At 68.8% G+C, this 14,900-nt stretch carries 16 protein-coding genes; 8 read left to right on the top strand and 8 right to left on the bottom strand.

The annotated features are described in order from the left end of the window. Window positions 1-404 precede the first annotated feature (404 nt). On the top strand, window positions 405-3,308 hold the full coding sequence (locus ACFONC_RS14575; RefSeq protein WP_386745287.1) for a TonB-dependent receptor domain-containing protein: 2,904 nt from the start codon (window positions 405-407) through the stop codon (window positions 3,306-3,308). 427 nt (window positions 3,309-3,735) lie between these two features. Here the strand turns inward: ACFONC_RS14575 and ACFONC_RS14580 are convergent, their stop codons facing one another. Further along, window positions 3,736-4,110 (bottom strand): glyoxalase, encoded by a 375-nt coding sequence (locus ACFONC_RS14580; RefSeq protein WP_386745288.1) that lies wholly within the window; start codon window positions 4,108-4,110, stop codon window positions 3,736-3,738. A gap of 330 nt (window positions 4,111-4,440) precedes the next feature. Here ACFONC_RS14580 and ACFONC_RS14585 point away from each other — a divergent pair, with 330 nt between their 5' ends. From ACFONC_RS14585 to ACFONC_RS14595, 3 genes are all read left to right on the top strand, one after another. Beyond that, complete coding sequence (locus tag ACFONC_RS14585; RefSeq protein WP_386745290.1) at window positions 4,441-4,845, top strand: YciI family protein; 405 nt, start codon at window positions 4,441-4,443, stop codon at window positions 4,843-4,845. A 49-nt stretch (window positions 4,846-4,894) separates the two neighbouring features. Next, complete coding sequence (locus ACFONC_RS14590) at window positions 4,895-5,236, top strand: YciI family protein (protein ID WP_386745292.1); 342 nt, start codon at window positions 4,895-4,897, stop codon at window positions 5,234-5,236. A 198-nt stretch (window positions 5,237-5,434) separates the two neighbouring features. Next, on the top strand, window positions 5,435-5,653 hold the full coding sequence (locus ACFONC_RS14595; RefSeq protein WP_386745294.1) for a hypothetical protein: 219 nt from the start codon (window positions 5,435-5,437) through the stop codon (window positions 5,651-5,653). Between the two features lie 191 nt (window positions 5,654-5,844). Here the strand turns inward: ACFONC_RS14595 and ACFONC_RS14600 are convergent, their stop codons facing one another. The 3 genes from ACFONC_RS14600 to ACFONC_RS14610 form a co-directional block, all read right to left on the bottom strand. After that, entirely contained in the window at window positions 5,845-7,401 is a 1,557-nt protein-coding gene (locus ACFONC_RS14600; protein WP_386745296.1) for an SDR family NAD(P)-dependent oxidoreductase, read from the bottom strand. Then, entirely contained in the window at window positions 7,398-8,780 is a 1,383-nt protein-coding gene (gene dbpA, locus ACFONC_RS14605) for an ATP-dependent RNA helicase DbpA (protein ID WP_386745298.1), read from the bottom strand. The genes ACFONC_RS14600 and dbpA overlap by 4 nt, the downstream gene beginning before the upstream one ends. Window positions 8,781-9,095: 315 nt before the next feature. After that, entirely contained in the window at window positions 9,096-10,340 is a 1,245-nt protein-coding gene (locus ACFONC_RS14610; RefSeq protein ID WP_386745300.1) for a glycosyltransferase, read from the bottom strand. A gap of 144 nt (window positions 10,341-10,484) precedes the next feature. On the opposite strand from ACFONC_RS14610, the gene ACFONC_RS14615 reads away from it, so the two are divergent. Both ACFONC_RS14615 and ACFONC_RS14620 read left to right on the top strand, forming a co-directional pair. Next, complete coding sequence (locus ACFONC_RS14615; RefSeq protein ID WP_386745302.1) at window positions 10,485-10,628, top strand: hypothetical protein; 144 nt, start codon at window positions 10,485-10,487, stop codon at window positions 10,626-10,628. Between the two features lie 164 nt (window positions 10,629-10,792). After that, window positions 10,793-11,230, top strand: coding sequence for a hypothetical protein (locus ACFONC_RS14620; RefSeq protein ID WP_386745303.1), 438 nt, complete (start codon window positions 10,793-10,795; stop codon window positions 11,228-11,230). Window positions 11,231-11,319: 89 nt separating this feature from the next. Here the strand turns inward: ACFONC_RS14620 and ACFONC_RS14625 are convergent, their stop codons facing one another. The 4 genes from ACFONC_RS14625 to ACFONC_RS14640 form a co-directional block, all read right to left on the bottom strand. After that, complete coding sequence (locus ACFONC_RS14625; RefSeq protein ID WP_386745304.1) at window positions 11,320-11,688, bottom strand: DUF1428 domain-containing protein; 369 nt, start codon at window positions 11,686-11,688, stop codon at window positions 11,320-11,322. Between the two features lie 39 nt (window positions 11,689-11,727). Further along, window positions 11,728-12,177, bottom strand: coding sequence for an SRPBCC family protein (locus ACFONC_RS14630; protein ID WP_386745306.1), 450 nt, complete (start codon window positions 12,175-12,177; stop codon window positions 11,728-11,730). A gap of 82 nt (window positions 12,178-12,259) precedes the next feature. After that, entirely contained in the window at window positions 12,260-12,637 is a 378-nt protein-coding gene (locus ACFONC_RS14635; protein ID WP_386745308.1) for an ArsR/SmtB family transcription factor, read from the bottom strand. Beyond that, window positions 12,627-13,070 (bottom strand): SRPBCC family protein, encoded by a 444-nt coding sequence (locus ACFONC_RS14640; RefSeq protein WP_386745310.1) that lies wholly within the window; start codon window positions 13,068-13,070, stop codon window positions 12,627-12,629. The genes ACFONC_RS14635 and ACFONC_RS14640 overlap by 11 nt, the downstream gene beginning before the upstream one ends. Window positions 13,071-13,219: 149 nt before the next feature. Here ACFONC_RS14640 and ACFONC_RS14645 point away from each other — a divergent pair, with 149 nt between their 5' ends. Both ACFONC_RS14645 and ACFONC_RS14650 read left to right on the top strand, forming a co-directional pair. Next, window positions 13,220-13,612: a hypothetical protein gene (locus ACFONC_RS14645; RefSeq protein WP_386745311.1), complete on the top strand. Its 393-nt coding sequence runs from the start codon at window positions 13,220-13,222 to the stop codon at window positions 13,610-13,612. Window positions 13,613-13,789: 177 nt separating this feature from the next. Next, window positions 13,790-14,890 (top strand): DUF1615 domain-containing protein, encoded by a 1,101-nt coding sequence (locus ACFONC_RS14650; RefSeq protein ID WP_386745313.1) that lies wholly within the window; start codon window positions 13,790-13,792, stop codon window positions 14,888-14,890. The last annotated feature ends 10 nt before the right edge of the window (window positions 14,891-14,900 follow it).

Here is a 14,900-nt window from a genome sequence, read left to right on the forward strand (position 1 = left end):
GAAAGAGCTTGCCATGTTGTCAGCTACGCGCTGCAATTCGGCTTAACTTGAGCGTTAGGCCGCTAGGAAAGTCTCCGGCAGTTCGGAGTTTCAGTTCCATCGTCGGCCTCCGCCACTCCATCGGTGAGGTCCGCGACCTCTTCGCTGGGGTCCGCCAGCCCGTCATTGGAGCATTCCACCGCATCGCTGGCGTTTGCGACCGCGTCGTTGGTGTCGGTGAAGCCAACCGAACGGGGCCAGGTCAACTTCCATGGAAAACCCGGCGTTTTGCGGGATTGACGCCGCCGCATTGACGCCGCCGCGCCTGCGTGCCCCAATGCGGTGGCCGGACGTGGGATCCGGCAGGGTCGGCCAGGCTTTGGGGAGCCTGCGCCACGGACCATCGAACGTCGGGGAGAAACCACATGATCGGGATTCGCTTCGCTTGTCTGCGCAGCCTGTGCTGCGCATCGCTGCTCGCGCTGGCTCTGCCGGCCATGGCGCTACAGGACTCCGGCAACGCCGGGCAGGAGCCGGCCGGAGGGGATGAGGCCCGGGCCACGACCCTGGACGCGGTCACCGTGACCGGCACCCGCATCAAGCGCACCGAGGTGGCGGCGGCGCTGCCGGTCATGGTGCTGCAGAGGGAAGAGATCGATGCGCAGGGCATCACCTCCGCCGAGCAGTTGCTGCAGTTCCTCAACGTCGCCAGCAACAGCGCAGACAGCCTGGCCGCCAATAGCGGCATCGCGCCGCCCGACACCCGCGGCAACAACGGTGTGTCCGGGGCCAACCTGCGCGGGCAGGGCTCGGATGCGACGCTGGTGCTGCTCAACGGGCGCCGCGTCGCCACCCACGGGCTTGCCGGCCAGGTGGTGGACCTGAACTCGATTCCGTTCGCCGCGATCGAGCGCGTCGAGGTGCTGCGCGACGGCGCGTCCGCCGTCTACGGAACCGACGCCATCGGCGGCGTCATCAACTTCATCACCCGCACCGAATTCCAGGGCCTGTCGGTGACCGCCGGCGCCGACGTCACGCAGGAGGGCGGCGGCGACATCTACCGCGCCAGCGTGTTCGGTGGCTTCGGCGACCTCGACAGCGATCGCTGGAACGTGTGGGGCGCGCTGAGCGTCAAGGAGAACAAGATCCTGCGCGGCGTCGACCGTGACTTCGCCAACAGCTTCCAGCCCGATCGCGGCCTGTCGCCGGACACGCGCGGCCCGCCGTTCGCCACCGTGTTCAACCAGACCGGCGGCATCATCATCGGCAGCCTGGTCGATCCTGAGGACGGGGAATCGCGCACCGCGGTCAACCTCCTCGACCTGCCGGGCGGGCCCGGCTGCGAGGCCGGCGGCGACCTGATGGGGCCGTACGACCACCAGATCTGGAGCTCCAGCGGTTCGAAGTACGCGTGCGCGTGGGATTACGGCCGGGCGCGCGTGATCCAGCAGCCGGTCGAGTCGACGCAGGTCATCGGCCGCGCCACGTTCCAGATGGCCGACGAGCATCGGGCCTACCTCGAGTTCATGGGGTCGCGCGTCGAGTCCAGGCGCCAGTTCGAGGCGCAGCAGTTTTCTTCCTCGACGACGGTTTCGGCGTCGTCGCTCGATCCGAGCACCTGGTATCCGCTCAACAGCCTGACGCAGGACACCTACGACATGGTGTACGACGGGCTGGCCGCCTACTTCGGCGAGGACAACCTGGCCTACGGCAATCCCATCGCCTACCGCTGGCGCTGCATCGCGTGCGGCCCGCGCGAGATCGAGACCACGACCAAGGCCACGCGCCTGCTGCTCGGCTTCGAGGGCGTGATCGGCAGCTGGGATTACAGCGCCGGCCTGTCGCGCGCGGTGAGCAGGGCGGAGTCCGTGCTGGCCGGCGGCTATTACTTCACGCCGCAGCTGAAGCAGATCCTCGGCAGCGGCCTGCTCAATCCGTTCCTGCTTGCGGGGCAGGAGCAGAGCGCGGAGGCCCTGGCTGCCCTGCAGGCGGCGTCGGCGAGCGGCGTGCAGCTGTACGGCGGCGAGAGCACCAGCACGATCTTCGATGCGAGCTTCTCCGGCGGCCTGGGCTTCGAACTGCCCGGCGGTGAAGTGCAGGCGGCGGTCGGCGTGGACCTGCGCCGCGAGGAGTACGAGTTCACCGGCCCGGAGGAAGCCGCGCTGGGCAACGCATGGGTCTTCGGCGCGCCGGGCGACTCGCAGAACTACCTGCCCAAGGTCAGCCGTGACGTCAAGGCGGCATTCGCCGAGATCTACCTGCCGGTCTTCGATTCGCTGGAGGTGACCATCGCCGGCCGCCACGACCGCTACGACGGCTTCGGCGGCACGACCAACCCGAAGTATTCGTTCAAGTACCAGCCCGCCGACTGGCTCGCGTTCCGCGGCGCCTACAGCACCGGGTTCAAGGTGCCGTCGTTCGCGCAGCTGTTCCGCGACTCTGCCGAGACGCAGTACACGAACCTGGACCTTGCGGATCCGGCCACTTGCCCTGGCGGCATCTACAACCCGCAGGTCGCCGGCTGCGACGTGCAGATCCAGCCCGACATCCTGATCGGCGGCAACCCCGCGCTCGAGCCGGAGGAATCGAAGCAGAAGAGCTTCGGCGTCGTCATCGCGCCGACGGCGAACTTCAACGTCAGCATCGACTGGTGGGAGATCGAGCGGCTCAACACCATCCGCAGCGGCTTCGACCTGGACGACATGCGGGCCGACTACGACCGGTATGCGGCCAACTTCATCCGCGATGCGAACGGCGACATCCTGCTGATCGACCAGCGATTCATCAATACCGGCGGCAGCCTGACGCGTGGCATCGAGCTGGACGCCAACCTCACCGGTGAGCTGTGGGGCGGCAACTACCACCTCAATCTCAATGGCAGCTATCTCGATACCTACCGGAAGAAGGACTTCAACGCCGAGCCTTATGGCGACAACCTGGTGGGCAAGTACGAGCCCTACCTGAACCTGCCGCTGGAGTGGAAGCACACGCTGAGCTTCGGCTGGAACAAGGGCGCCTTCACCCACACGCTGACCCAGGTGTATCGCGACGGCTACGAGGACTACCTGCCGCCGGGCATGCGCAATGGCACGTACATCCCGCCGGCCTACGACCCGGACGTGGAGGCGTACATCACCTACAACTACAGCCTGGGCTGGGAGGTCTCGGACGCGCTGACGGCGACCTTCGGCATCCGCAACCTGCTCGACACCGATCCGCCGTTCACCCTGCGCTACCTCGACCACGGCGACGGCGCCGCGTGGGAATCGCGTGTTGCCGATCCGCGCGGGCGTTCGTTCACCCTGCAGGTGGAGTACGACTTCTGGTAACGGCCGCCGCGGTTTGCGGCCACGCAAGAACAGGATCAGAGGGCACTTTCGCGGCCCCTTGTTGGGGTTGCTGACCCCATCGATGGCCTCCCGGACCCCATCGTTGGGGTTGCCGACCCCGTCGATGGCCTTCCGGACCCCATCGTTTGGGTTGCTGACCCCATCGATGACCTCCTGGACCCCATCGTTTGGGGTCGGCGACCCCGTCGATGGCCTCCCGGACCCCATCGTTGGGGTTGCAGGCCCCGTCGATGACCTTCCGGACCCCATCGCTTAGGGTTGCTGACCCCGTCGATGGCCGTCCGGACTCCACCGTTGAGGTTGCTGACCCCATCGATGGCCTTCCCGACCTCATCGATGACCTCTGCAACCCCATCTGCGACGTCGCGGAGGTCATCAAGGCAAGGGGTCAGAGTGGGGTGACCCTTCATCGTTGCCACTGGCACAGGTGCAACAGCACACCCGAGGGGTCGTGCACGAACGTGACGAGCGCGCCGTAGGGCTGCGGCTTCGGCGGTTGCACGCGCGCGTCCGGGAACGCGCCATCCCGCAGCACGGAAGCGACATGCTGGTGCCACGCCTGCGCGTCGGTGACGGTCAGGTGGAGCATGCTGTTTTCCGCCACTTGCTGGATGTAGTAGTCCTGGATGTAGAAATGCTGCCCGTCCGCCACCCGTACCAGTGCGAGGCCGGTGTCGACGTCCCTCGTCTCCCAGCCCAGCGAGGCGTAGAACCGTTTTGACGAGGCATAGTCCCTGGCCGGGATGAAGGCGCGCAGGTCGGAGGCGCTCAGGTCGGACATGGGTGCTCCCGGTGCTTGCAAGGCGGGGTGCCAAGGATGGATCGGCCCGGCTACGTTGCCAAGCCATTCCCGATGGGTGGGATGTCGCGTTGCCGGCAAGGCCCTGGTCCGGGGGCGAAGCTGGCCGACCCATCGCCACGCAGGCGGTTGAACGGGTTTGCGTTCGGGAAAACATGGGGCCAGAGTGCATTCCCGGGACGAACGGCTGCGGACGGAAATGGGCGCCTTCCCGACCCTCGACGACGCCGTCGCCGCCTTCAACCCGACCGAGCGACGCAAGGGGAAGACGATCATCCGCGTTCGCCCGTCGATGCTTCCGCAGGAGATGCCATGAGCAACGCGCCGCAGTCCGAGTTCCTTGTCCTGTCCCGCGGACGATGGGACGAAGACCTGTCCGAGGACGAGATCCAGGCCGCGATCGACGACTTCTACGCCTGGCACGCCCGCCTCGTCGACGAGGGGAAGATGCGGACGGGCCAGCGGCTGAAGCGGGATGCCCGGCGGGTGTCGCGCGATGCGGTGACCGACGGGCCGTTCAGCGAGAGCAGGGAGGTGATCGGTGGCTACTGGCACGTGCTCGCGGCCAGCCTCGACGAGGCCGCGGCGATCATGACGCAGAACCCGACGTTGGCCTGCGGGCTGGAGTTCGAGATCCGGCAGATCGAACCCGAGCGCGCCGACGCCCGGGTGGTGAGCAACGAGACGCCCGTCGCGCGCCTGCGTCCCGATCGGTGACCTTCGAATCCTTGTTCCGCATCGGCGCGCGCCCGGAAGGGGACACCCCATGGCCAAGTACCTGATCTCCTTTCCCAGCGCGGCGATGGTCGTGCCCGACGGCGAGTGGGAAGCGGTGGTCCGCGACTCGCACGCGGTGATCGAAGAGGCGAAGGTTGCAGGCGTCTACGTTTTCGGAGGCGGCATCGACGAAGACGTGCCGCCCGCGCTTGTCTCGGCCGACGGCGCGGTCACCGAGGGCGGCTATTCGTGGGCACCCTCGCTCGACGGCGGTTTCACCGTGCTTGAACTGCCGTCGCGCGAAGAGGCGGTCGCGTGGGCCGCGCGCATCGCGAAAGCCTGTCGCTGCGACCAGGAGTTGAGGGTCTTCGGGTTCGACCCGCAGTCCTGAGGGCGGAGGAGCAGGGGGGCGGCGCGCTGTTTTCCCACCGAGGGCTGCAGGAGCTTGATCGCCGGGGCGCCTGGGCATCCGTATTTCCAGAGGGCCGTCGGGGGCGTAGCCTCGACCTACGGTGCGGTCCCTATTCAGGAAAGGGGAAGTCTGCTACAATATGCGGCGTAACTTGTTGTAATTGCAGAAAAAAGGAGGTTGGAAAACAAGATCATGGTCATGTCCCTGTTTCGTCGCAAGCCCCGGGGCAAGTCCCTTCGCAAGACCCGCGTTTCCACGGCCGACCTCGCGTCCGGCCTGTTCCAGGGCGCCCATCCGGCGCCTGTCCCGCTCCGCCACCAGACGCCCCGGCACCGTCGGCGCAGCACCGGCTACACGCCTGGCCGTTCGCGGCTGCCGATCTTTCGCGTGACCTGATCGGGTGCGCGGGGCGCTCGCGGTTTCGTTGAGTGTGCCGCGGCGGTGGGGGAACCCATCCCCACCCAAACCCGTCCGGCCCGGCGCAGCGCGCCGGGCGTTCGTTCGGCCTGCGCGGCAGTGCCGCGCAAGCAGGCCGCCCTCACCCCCTTGAAGGGGAGGGCTTCAAGGCAGGGGCGGCAGTCGCTGGTTCACCAATCGGTGGGCGCGTAGTCCTTCAGGAACTGTCCCCACACGTGCTCGCCGGTGTTGAACCCGTGGATGATCGGGTCGACGATGCGTGCGGCGCCGTCGACGATGTCCAGCGGCGGGTGGAAGCGTTCCTCGATGACCTTGCGCGCGGCGATCTCGGCCGGGTCCTCGTCGGTCACCCAGCCGGTGTCGACGCTGTTCATGTGGATGCCGTCGCCGTGGTAATCGGCGGCGGCGGTGCGCGTCATCATGTTGAGCGCGGCCTTGGCCATGTTGGTGTGCGGGTGCCGGGTGGTCTTGAAGTTGCGGTAGAACTGGCCTTCGACCGCCGACACGTTGACGACGTGTTTGTCGCGGGTCGGCGCCTCGCCGTCGGGCGTGCGCAGCATCAGCGGCTTGAGCCGTGCGTTGATGATGAAGGGCGCGACCGCGTTGACCAGCTGCGTCTCCAGCAGTTCCACCGACGGCACTTCGTCCATCTGCAGGCGCCATGAGTTGCGCCCGCGCAGGTCGACCTGCTGCAGGTCCTGGTCGAGCCGGCCTTCGGGGAACAGGTGCGCCTGGCCGAGCAGTTCGTCGGCCAGCAGCGGCAGCTGCGAGAGTTCCGCCGCGCGGGTGAGCCCGGCCGCGTCGGTGATGGCGTGCGCGTGGGCCTGCAGCGCGCGTGCATCGTCCTGCGGCAGCAGGTCGGGGCTGCGCAGGCCTTCGTAGTTGCCAAGCAGCTTGCGCACTTCATCGGGCATGTCGCGCACGGCGGCGGTTTCGCCTTCCATCATGTGCGCGTAGAACGCGGGCGGGCGGCGCACGGTCTGGCAGGCGTTGTTGATGATGAAGTCCAGGCGCGGGCGCGTGGCCAGCAGCTGCGCGCAGAACGCCTCCACGCTGGGCGTGTGCCGCAGGTCCAGGCCGAACACTTCCAGCCGGTGGCTCCACTCGCCGAAATCAGGTTCGGCGGCGTAGCGCGCGGCGGAATCGCGGGGGAAGCGCGTGGTGACGATCAGTTCGGCGCCGGCGCGCAGCAGCTTCAGGCCGGCCTGGTAGCCGATCTTGACGCGGCCGCCGGTCAGCAGCGCGACGCGGCCGCGCAGGTCGGCGGTCTCGGTGCGCTTGAAGAAGTTCAGCTCGGCGCAGGCGGGGCACAGCTGGTCGTAGAAGTGGTGGACCTGCGTGTACTTGCGCTTGCAGACGTAGCAGTGCAGCAGTTCCGGCGATTCGTTGTGCGAGACAGGGTCCGACGCCCGGTTGTGCGGGTCGTGTTGCCCGGGCGCCTGCGGCGGGAAATAGTTCGGCGTGGAAAACACCGGCTTGCGGCGCAGGGTGCGGATGCCGGTCTGGTCGAGCAGTTGCTCGGTCTTGCGCATTTTTTCCTGCGCGCGCTCGCGGGCCTGGGCCTTGGCCCGGCGTCGGCGGGCGCGCGGCTCCGGGTGGTGGACCAGCGCGACGGCCTGCAGCAGGCGCGTACGTTCGTCGGAGGGGAGTTCCGCCAGCACGCTGCGGTCGGCGACGATCGCCTCCAGCAGCGCCAGTGCAGCCTGCAATCGATCGGTCTGGCTCAAAGCGCATTCACCCGGAACTTGCGTCCCTTGATCTTGCCGGCGCGCAGGCGTGCCAGCGCGTGTTCGGCCTGCTTGCGCGCGATCGCCACGTAGCTGCGGGTGGCATACACGTCGATCTTTCCGATCGCGTCCTTGTGCAGGCCGGCATCACCGGTCAGCGCGCCGACGATGTCGCCGGGGCGCAGCTTGTCGGTGCGACCGGCGTCGATGCGCAGCGTCGCCATGGCCGCCTGCGGTACGGCCCGCGGTTTGCCGGACAGGGGCGCGACCTGTTCCCAGCGCAGCGGCTGGCCCTGGCGTTCCTCGATCATCTTCGCGCGCGGCAGTTCGCGCGGCGTGCACAGGCTCAGCGCCAGTCCGCTGCGGCCTGCGCGGCCGGTGCGGCCGACGCGGTGCAGGTAGGTGTCGGCGTCGGTCGGCAGTTCGTGGTTGATCACCGCGCCGATGTCGTCGACGTCGAGCCCGCGCGCTGCGACGTCGCTGGCGACCAGCACGCTGCAGCTGCGGTTGGCGAAGCGCACCAGCACTTCGTCGCGGTCGCGCTGTTCCATGTCGCCATGCAGCGCCAGCGCGCTGAAACCGTAGTGGGCGAGCGAGCCGACCAGTTCCGCGACGTCGCGGCGGGTGTTGCAGAACACCACGCACGATTCGGGCTGATGGCGCATCAGCAGCGCGGCGATCGTGGGCGCCCGGCGGCTGGATTCGACTTCGAAGAACAGCTGCTCGATGGTCGCCGGCTCGCTGCCGCTGCCGACGCTTACTTCGACCGCCTCGCGCAGCATCGCGTTGCCCAGCGAACGGATCGCTTCGGGGAAGGTGGCGGAGAACAACAGCGTCTGCCGGTCCTTCGGGAGTTTCCTGACGATGTCGCGGATCTGGTCCTCGAAGCCCATGTCCAGCATGCGGTCGGCCTCGTCCAGCACGAGGGTGCGGACGGCGGACAGTTGCAGCGATTTCTTCGCGGCGAGTTCCTGGATACGGCCCGGGGTGCCGACGACCACGTGCGGCGCGTGCTCCAGCGATGCCAGCTGCGGGCCGAGCGGGATGCCGCCGCACAACACCGAGAGCTTGAGGTTGGGGATGCCGGTGGCGAGCTTGCGCAGCTGCTTGCCGACCTGGTCGGCCAGTTCGCGGGTGGGACACAGCACCAGCGCCTGGGTGCGGACGGTCTCGGCGTCGATCGCCTGCAGCACGCCCAGGCCGAAGGCGGCGGTCTTGCCGCTGCCGGTGGGGGCCTGCGCGATCACGTCGCGGCGCTCGAGGACGGCGGGCAGTCCCTGCGCCTGGATCGGGGTCAACTCCGAGTAGCCCAGGGCTTCAAGGCCGGGCATCAGGGCGGGGGAGAGCGGGAGGTCGGAGAAGCGGGTCGCGGATGTCATCCCGCCATGATCGCAGGGTTGGTTGTCGCTGGCTTGCCTCCTTCCTCTTCCTGGCTTGTCTCCTTCCCCTTCAAGGGGAAGGCCGGGATGGGGATGGGTTGCGGTGGAAATGGTCGTTGCGGTGAGAAACCCCATCCCCACCCAAACCCTCCCCTTGAAGGGGAGGGCTTCACGACTGGGCGTGGCGTTGACGGTGGCGTTCATGCTCGCGGCGCTGGCCTGCGCGCTGGCGATCATGTGCCAGCTCGCTTCCACCATCCCCTTCGCCGGCAGCGCCTGACTGACGGCAAGCCGGGGTGTTCGCTCCGCCCGGCGCTACGCGCGGCTTGCGACGCCGGGCAGCCCGGCCCCGCTGCGCGCGGGCAGGGCGTAGACCTCCATCAGCCGCGGCAGCAGCGCGTCCATGCCCCAGGCGGCGGCATCGCGCGGGCCCGCGGCGGCGAGCGTGGCGCGCAGCGCCGGGCTGTCCAGCACGCGTGCCACCCGTGCGGCGAAGGCGTCGACCTCCTCCGTGCTGACCAGGGCACTGTGAGCGCCGCGCAGCACGGTGGCCGTGCCCATCACGGCGGTCGAGACGATCGGCACGCCCAACGCCATGGCTTCGATCAGCACCAGGCCCTGGGTCTCGGTGGGGCTGGCGAACACGAAGGCGTCCGCTGCGCGATAGCAGTCGAGCAGGGCGGTGCGGCGGTCGAGGTTGCCGACGAAGCGCACGTTCGCCTGCAGGCCCGCCTGCGCCACTTTCGCGCGCAGCCGCGCAGCGTCCGGGCCTTCGCCGGCGATCACCAGCAGCAGCGTCGGGAACCGGTCCAGCAATCGCTGCGCGACATCGATCAGGAACGGGATGTTCTTCTCGACCGCCAGCCGGCTGACGGTGACGAGCATCGGCTGCCCGGGCGGGATGCCGTGCGCTGCGCGGAAGCGCGCGCCGTCGCCGCCGGCGAACTCATCCAGGTCCACGCCGGTGGGCAGCACGGTGGAGGGCGTATGTACGCCGTAGCCCCGCAGCACCTGCGTCATCTCGTCGGTCGGCACGATCAGGTGGTCGACTTCGTGGCACAGCTTGCGCGACAGCGCGCGCGCGGCCAGGCGCAGCAGCGGCGAGGGCAGCCACGGCAGGTAGTGCGCCACGTATTCCTCGAAATACGTGTGGTAGGTCTCCACCACCGGCATGCCGAGCGCACGCCCGAGTTTCACGCCGAGCCGGTGCGCGCGGAACGGCGTGTGCACGTGCACCACGTCCCAATGCTGCGTGGCGAGTTGCCTGAAGGCGCCACGCAGCCCGGCGCTGGTGAACAGCCGGTCCTCGGGGTCGAAGAAGATCCTGCGCGCGGGCAGGCGCAGCACGCGGAAGCCGTCGCCGAACTCGCCGTCGCGTTCGCGCTGCGCATCGGCTTCGCCATAGTCGGGCGCCACCAGCGTGACCCGGTGGCCGAGCCGCACGAGGTTGCGGGCGAACACGCGGATCGAGGTGGAGACCCCGTTGACCCGCGGGAAGTACACGTCCGACACCAGCAGGATGTCCATGCCGGCACGGTATGTCGGTTTGATGACGGTCATGCGACAGGGGCCGGGCCCGTCGCGGCACGTGATCCCGGCTTGATCCAGGTCAGGGATGCAGTCCCGGGTGCGGGCGCAAACTTGCGCCATCGAAGAATGCTTCGGCCCTGATCAAACCGTCCACGAACCATCCGGGAGCCTGTCATGAAGCACATCAACTTCCACGTCCTGTGCCTGGCCACGTTCATCGTCGCGGCGATCGCGCTCGGCTTCGCCGTCTCGCACGCCGGCACGGTGGATGCCGCCCCGGTCGAATCGGGGCCGTCGTCGATGCTGACGCCGTTCTGAGCAGCGCTGCTCCGGGCAGCGCCGGCTGGTCGAGCCAGGCGCGGTTCCAGTCCCGCACGCAGGCTGCCCGCGGTGGTGGCCTGGCGCCTCCCGTCGGCTCCATCGCTGGGCTAAGCTCGCCTCCGCATCGATCCGATGCCCGATAGCGGTTTGGGGAGAAGTCCATGAACGCACCTGCCATCAAGCGTCCGGCCTGGTTCTGGATCGTGGCCGCGCTTGCGCTGTTGTGGAACCTGATGGGCCTGGCGATGGCCTGGATGCAGTACTCGATGACGCCCGACCAGCTGGCGCAGCTGTCCGAGGCGCAGCGCACCATCCACGCGGCCATGCCCGGCTGGCTGTGGGTGGTCGATTTCGTGGCAGTGATCGCGGGCGTGCTGGGCTCGATCCTGCTGCTGATGGGCAGGCGGTTTGCCTTGCCGATGTTCTGGGTCTCGCTGGTCGCGGTGGTGGTGCTGTTCGGCTACTGCCTGTTCCCCGGCCGCATGATCGAACTGCTGGGCGCCGCGCAGGCGCTGCCGATGCCCGTCCTGGTCACGGCGATCGCGGTGTTGCTGGTGTGGTTTGCGCGCAAGGCGGCTGCGCGCGGCTGGATCGGCTAGCGAAAGTCGCCGGGTCGCGGAAACCCTCCCCTCCGAGGGGAGGGCTTCAATGCGGCGGCCGATGTCCCGCGTGGCCTGGCCTAGCTGCGTCAGGCCACCAGTTCGACCACGGGCGCGAAGCCGCCGTAGATCAGGCGCGCGCCGTCGAACGGCATCGGGTTCTTCGCCGGATCCACGCGTGGGTCCGGATCGTCGCCCATCATCTTCTTCATGCCGGCGTCGCGGGTGGCCTTGTCGGGCCACTCGATCCACGAGAACACCACCGTCTCGTCGTCCTTCGCCTGCACGGCCTTGCGGAAGTCGGTCTGCTTGCCGACGGGCACGTCGTCACCCCAGCACTCCAGCACGCGGGTCGCGCCGTACTCGATGAAGACCGAGTCGCCGGTCTTCGCGTGCTCGATGAACTTCTGCCGGTTGGCGGTGGGCACGGCAATCACGAAACCATCGATGTAGCTCATGGCATTGCTCCTGTTCGGTGGGGGGAGGTGGGTGGCAACTCACGCGCCGTCCGGGATTTCCGGTTCGACCAGCCTGCCGAGCTGCAGCAGCGATTCCTGCCAGCCGAGATAGCACTGCTCGACGGGAATGACGTCCGGGATGCCTTCCTGGACCACGTGCAGGTCGGTGCCGCAGGACACCTCGGTGAGGGTGACGGTGACGCTCATCTCGCCGGGCAGGTTGGGGTCGTCGAAGCGATCGTTGTAGCGGATGCGCTGGTTGGGCACGAGTTCGACGTAGGTGCCGCCGAACGAGTGGCTGTGGCCGGTGGAGAAGTTGGTGAACGACATCCGGTAGGTGCCGCCGACTTTCGCCTCCAGGTGCTCGACCTTGCCGATGAAGCCGTAGGGCGGCAGCCACCTGGCCTTCGCGTCGGCGTCGAGGAAGGCGCGGTAGATGCGTTCGGCCGGGGCGCGCAGGACGCGGTGCAGTTCGACGGTGCCGGGCATGGGGATCTCCTTGGTTTGGGGGCTTGCAGGGGACGACGAACGGGCGGGCGCGGATTCGACAACCGTCGCGGCAAACGTGGTTTCAGCGCTCCACGAACGCCTTCAGGCGGTCAAGTGCGTCGTCCCACTGGCCGGACACCAGCGCGAGGTACTCCTGCAGGCCGGTGATGGCCTTCGGATTCAGCGCGAACAGGCTCTCGCGGCCCTCGCGCCGGCTGCGGACGACGCCTGCGTCCTCCAGCACCCGCAGGTGCTTGCTGATCGCCTGGCGGCTGAGGGCGCTGTCGCGGCCGAGCTCGGTGATCGATCGCTGCGCGCGGTCGCCGAGCTTGCCGACCAGCGCCAGGCGGGTCGGGTCGCCGAGCGCGGCGAACACGACCGCGGCGCCCGGCGCGCGCCGCGACCAGCGGGACCGCGCGCTGCGCCGCCGCGCCTCGCTCGACCGCGCGTCACTCGACATGGCGCTTGATGTTCTGCACCTGTTCGGCCCAGCCGCCGTCGTTCATGCGGAAGGCCTCGTCGCGGCGGTGCGCGGGGATGCGGTCGAAACCGGATTCAGTCACGGTCAGCAGGGTGCCGTCGCCGTGCGGTTCGAGGCGGAACTCGACCAGGGTCGGTGGTTCGCCGGAGTAGTCCACCCCCGGCTCGATCGCGTACGGGTGCCAGCTGAACGAGAACAGCCGTTCGGGGGCCATGTCCCGGACCACGGCGCGCCACTGGATGTGCTCGTAGCCGGGATAGGTGATGTGGCCGCGGGATTCCTCGCCGGGGGCGAAGGGGGCCTCGATCGCGACCCGGAACCATTCGCCGAATTCGCGGTGGTCGGTGAGCGCGCGCCAGACGCGGGAGACCGGCGCGGCCAGTTCGATGCGTTTCTCGATCCTGTCGTTCATGTGCCACCTCGTGGTTGCGTATTCGCGATGCTGCGCGCATGCGGGTTAAAACGCAACAGGAAGGTTGCGTATTTGAAGCGTGGCGCTTCATCGCCCGTGCATGCGGTGGGGACTAGGCTTCACGAATCATGAATGCGCGGGAGACCTCCATGGCGCGCCTGTCCCCATTGCTTATCGCGTGCGCGCTGGCGCTGGCAGCGGGGCCTGCGTGGTCGCAGCAGATCGGCCAGCCCGAGCCCCGCGGCGTGCAGCCCGCGGCGCAACCGGTGCAGCGACAAGCCGTTCCCTCCGATTCCGGCCAGCGACCCCGGTCGGCCAGCCCGGTCCCGAGCGAGGGGCCGGCGAAGCTCCTGCCACCGGAGCCGCCGCAGGCGCGCACCGTGCCCGACCCGGCACCGACCCGCGTGTTCGATGCGGGCGGGCGGCCGCTGGACGGCATGCTGCGGGTGGGGCCGGAGCGTGCCCTCGATCCGGCGACGGGGCGGTATTACCGGACGACATCGGCCGGCAAGCTCGTGGAGCCGCCGCCCGCGGGCAGGTGATTGCAGGAGTCGGGCCGTCCTGGCGCGTAGCGGATGGCGGGCCATGGCAACCGTCACGAAACCGGCAAGCGTGCGGCCCCCTTGGTTACGACAAGGCAACAGGCGGCGGTCTGGCGTCGGCAGGCGCCGGTCGCCTGCTTTGCTAGGCTGCGTGCAGTTTCCCGCCGTGCACGGAAGATGCCTCCAGCCGCCACGCCCCGTCACCTCTACATCTGCCTGGTCGCCTGCGTCCTGCTGCTTGCCGGCTGCGCGACGCGGCAGCCGATGGAGCCGCGACGCACGCCCGACGAGGTGCGCGCGGAGATCGTGCAGCGGATGCCGGCCGGTACGCGCGACCGCGAAGGCTGGGCGCGCGACATCCAGGTGGCGTTTTCGTCGCAGGGCATCGCGCCGACTTCGGAAAACCTGTGCGCGGTGCTGGCGGTGACCGAGCAGGAGTCGACGTTCACGGCCGACCCGCGGGTACCGGGGCTGGCCCGGATCGCGCGCCAGGAGATCGACCGGCGCGCGGCGTCGATGCACGTGCCGAAGTTCGTGGTGAACGCGGCGCTTCGCATCCGTTCGCCCGACGGCCGCAGCTATGCCGAACGGATCGAGGCCGTGCGCACCGAGCGCGAGCTGAGTGCGGTGTTCGAGGATTTCATCGACATGGTGCCGGCGGGCAAGCGCCTGTTCGGCGGCCTCAACCCGGTCGAGACGGGCGGGCCGATGCAGGTCCGCATCGACTTCGCCGAGGCGCACGCGCGCGACTACCCGTACACGGTGGACGGCTCGATCCGCCACGAAGTGTTCAGCCGCCGCGGCGGCATGTACTTCGGCACGATGCACCTGCTCGGCTACCCCGGCAGCTACACCGAGCCACTGTACCGCTTCGCCGATTTCAACGCCGGCTGGCAGGCGAGCCGCAACGCGGCGTTCCAGGCGGCGGTCAGCCGTGCCTCCGGCATCGAGCTCGCGCTCGACGGCGACCTGCTGCGGCCGGGCGCATCGCTCGACGAACCGGGCGCGACCGAGCGCGCGGTGCGCGCGCTGCGGCTGGACATGAGCGACGCGGCGATCCGGCGCGCGCTGGAGAAGGGCGACGAGCAGGAGTTCGAGGAGACCGACCTGTACGCGCGCGTCTTTGCCCTGGCGGAAGCCGCCGCGGGCAAGCCGCTGCCGCGCGCCGTGCTGCCGGGCATCCGGCTGGAGAGTCCGAAGATCACGCGCAAGCTGACCACCGCGTGGTTCGCCAACCGCGTCAACGACCGCTGGAAGCGCTGCATGGCGCGGCGCTGAAAGGAGGAAC

The sequence above is a fragment of the Luteimonas soli genome (assembly GCF_042648865.1).
In the GTDB taxonomy this organism is placed as follows: domain Bacteria; phylum Pseudomonadota; class Gammaproteobacteria; order Xanthomonadales; family Xanthomonadaceae; genus Luteimonas; species Luteimonas soli.

Excerpts from the sequence above, each read along its gene's own strand:
- ACFONC_RS14575 (WP_386745287.1), top strand. The coding sequence starts at position 405 with ATGATCGGGATTCGCTTCGCTTGTCTGCGCAGCCTGTGCTGCGCATCG.
- ACFONC_RS14580 (WP_386745288.1), bottom strand. The coding sequence starts at position 4,110 with ATGTCCGACCTGAGCGCCTCCGACCTGCGCGCCTTCATCCCGGCCAGG.
- ACFONC_RS14585 (WP_386745290.1), top strand. The coding sequence starts at position 4,441 with ATGAGCAACGCGCCGCAGTCCGAGTTCCTTGTCCTGTCCCGCGGACGA.
- ACFONC_RS14590 (WP_386745292.1), top strand. The coding sequence starts at position 4,895 with ATGGCCAAGTACCTGATCTCCTTTCCCAGCGCGGCGATGGTCGTGCCC.
- dbpA (WP_386745298.1), bottom strand. The coding sequence starts at position 8,780 with ATGACATCCGCGACCCGCTTCTCCGACCTCCCGCTCTCCCCCGCCCTG.
- ACFONC_RS14610 (WP_386745300.1), bottom strand. The coding sequence starts at position 10,340 with ATGACCGTCATCAAACCGACATACCGTGCCGGCATGGACATCCTGCTG.
- ACFONC_RS14615 (WP_386745302.1), top strand. The coding sequence starts at position 10,485 with ATGAAGCACATCAACTTCCACGTCCTGTGCCTGGCCACGTTCATCGTC.
- ACFONC_RS14620 (WP_386745303.1), top strand. The coding sequence starts at position 10,793 with ATGAACGCACCTGCCATCAAGCGTCCGGCCTGGTTCTGGATCGTGGCC.
- ACFONC_RS14625 (WP_386745304.1), bottom strand. The coding sequence starts at position 11,688 with ATGAGCTACATCGATGGTTTCGTGATTGCCGTGCCCACCGCCAACCGG.
- ACFONC_RS14630 (WP_386745306.1), bottom strand. The coding sequence starts at position 12,177 with ATGCCCGGCACCGTCGAACTGCACCGCGTCCTGCGCGCCCCGGCCGAA.
- ACFONC_RS14635 (WP_386745308.1), bottom strand. The coding sequence starts at position 12,637 with ATGTCGAGTGACGCGCGGTCGAGCGAGGCGCGGCGGCGCAGCGCGCGG.
- ACFONC_RS14640 (WP_386745310.1), bottom strand. The coding sequence starts at position 13,070 with ATGAACGACAGGATCGAGAAACGCATCGAACTGGCCGCGCCGGTCTCC.
- ACFONC_RS14645 (WP_386745311.1), top strand. The coding sequence starts at position 13,220 with ATGGCGCGCCTGTCCCCATTGCTTATCGCGTGCGCGCTGGCGCTGGCA.
- ACFONC_RS14650 (WP_386745313.1), top strand. The coding sequence starts at position 13,790 with ATGCCTCCAGCCGCCACGCCCCGTCACCTCTACATCTGCCTGGTCGCC.